General features: G+C 57.5%; 1 protein-coding gene. It reads right to left on the reverse strand.

The window, feature by feature from the left end:
- Positions 1–237 (reverse strand): hypothetical protein (locus tag ACM6IV_RS16240; protein ID WP_414870768.1); only part of this gene is annotated, 237 nt, incomplete at its 3' end.
- Between the last annotated feature and the right edge of the window lie 31 nt (positions 238–268).

The raw sequence follows: 268 nt of genomic DNA on the forward strand, positions 1-268 counted from the left end.
ATCTTCGATGCGGGTGACGTTGCCGACGCGGTCGTAAACATATTCGAAGTCCTGCAGCACTTCGCCGTTGTCCTTGCGACTGGACTGAGTGTGCAATCGACCGTCGGCCGGATCGTAGGTCCACTGGCTACGCACACCGTTACCGTCCTGTTGCTCGATGATCTGATCAGTGGCGTTGTAATGAACATCGCGTAACACGGTGCGCCAGTCGGTGTCGCCGTTGATCAACAATTGCATGCGCCTGAGCTGGCCGGCCAGACCATAGCGT

The organism is Pseudomonas sp. IT-347P (assembly GCF_949768005.1).
GTDB lineage: Bacteria > Pseudomonadota > Gammaproteobacteria > Pseudomonadales > Pseudomonadaceae > Aquipseudomonas.